The sequence below is a fragment of the Bordetella sp. 02P26C-1 genome (assembly GCF_009763255.1).
Classification (GTDB): domain Bacteria; phylum Pseudomonadota; class Gammaproteobacteria; order Burkholderiales; family Burkholderiaceae_B; genus Bordetella_A.
The window spans coordinates 1-1,704 of the sequence record NZ_WSJB01000027.1 but is presented as its reverse complement, the minus strand read 5'-3'; the positions used below and the strand labels follow the sequence as shown (position 1 = coordinate 1,704).

The window sequence follows — 1,704 nt, the reverse complement described above, 5'->3', positions numbered from 1 at the left end:
GTACAGATCCACAACCGCGCTCCCCCCCGCTCCACCGTCGCCCCCAGCCTGACCGAGCTTCAGTGAAGCGAACCAGCTTTTTGCATTGGCGTTACTAAGCACCCCGCCACCACCACCCACTGACTGAGCCACCACGCCGTGCGCGTTACTGCCTAGGGTGACTACGCGAAAATTTTCCAAGTACGCGTCGCCGCGTCCAGGTTGTCCACCTTTGCCCCCTGAGGAACCGAGCGTCCCGATACGGCCCTCAGCGGCCGCAAGTCCACCACCGCCGCCGACCGATTGCGTCAAAATACCGATCGACGCTCTACCGTGGGTCATCACGCTGCCCAAGGAATGAGCTTGAACATACGACTCTCTGGCGTCCGAAAGTAGCGCCGTGGTCGCGGCGGAGCCGCCCAATGCGGCAACGCCTCTGCCGATCGCGACGCCACCTCCCCCTCCCACCGACTGAGCCACGATGCCCGGCGCCATTTCTCCACGGGTGGTCACAGCACCACTATGCGAGACGTAAATTCCACCCGGCTGACCGGCAGAGCTGCCCGACTGCGGCGTGTTATCGAACATCCCATCATCCGTTACCTCCGCGCCTGCCGAGCCCGCGATGGATTGCGCCAAGATGCCTATGGCCTCTGCGCCTTGAGTGACAATGATCCCCTCGTTGTGAACCTCAATTCCGCCCGAGCGACCACCAGCCCCATCCTGGACTTCGTTGCTCACCGAGTCTCCAACCGGGTTACCTCCGGCACCGCCGGCCGTCTGCGCGAAAATCCCGAAGGCGCCCGCTCCTTCTGTGAACAGGCTGGATGCGGCATCGAGGGAAACTTTCAGATCACCCGTGCGACCACCCTCCCCACCCTCGCCCAGCGTGCGGCCCGTGATGTTGTCCACCGCGCCGCGCCCGCCGTTGCCTGCGCGATTCTGAGCCCAGATACCGAAAGCCCTGCTGCCGGACGTGGAGATAGCTGCGTTCTTCAGCGTAATCGTCATCGCGTCGGTCATTCCGCCAGGACCACCAGTGCTCATACGGGAGCCCGGCCCGACAGTTCCTCCATCCATGGTGCCCCCGTCTCCACCCTCGCCTCCGAGTTGTCTCGCGTAAATGCCATGCGAATTCGACCCGGTCGTAGTGATGATCAAAGGCTCAGCCGACGAAGCACTCAAATCGAGCCACAAGTTGCCCACACGGCCTCCCGTCCCCCCATCGCCCGCCTCAAATTCGCCCCGATCGAGATAGCCGGCTCCATCTCCCCCTGCGCCGCCCTGTTGCAGGACTTCTATCGCCGATGCGTCATTGCCGTCCGTCGATAACCTCAGATCTGTGCGCTTTGAAAACACCGAGATGCTCGCCTGGCCAGCATTCCCCCCATGGCCACCGTGATTCAAAGGTCTGGAAGAGGGTTCGGCCTGCGGGAGCCCTGCTCCGCCTGTGCCACCGCGCACCCGCACAAGCAGGGCCGGCAAGCCGTTGCCAGAAGTCACCACATTCGCATCGGCGATATCCAAGACGGCACCCATTGCGTCGATCGAACCGGCATCGCCGCCGTCGCCTGCGCGATAACCGTCGCCATCGCCCGCGATATTGCCACCGTCTCCCCCCGTCAATAAGACGGCCACACCGGATCCGTGATGACGTATCGCGTTGGCGCTCGCATCGCTATCAGCGATGCGCTGCGTGACATGCACAGATGCACCGGGACGCAC

At 63.4% G+C, this 1,704-nt stretch carries 1 pseudogene; it reads right to left on the bottom strand.

The window, feature by feature from the left end:
• A pseudogene (locus GOQ28_RS15820) lies at positions 1-1,704 on the bottom strand (hypothetical protein); the annotation flags it as partial.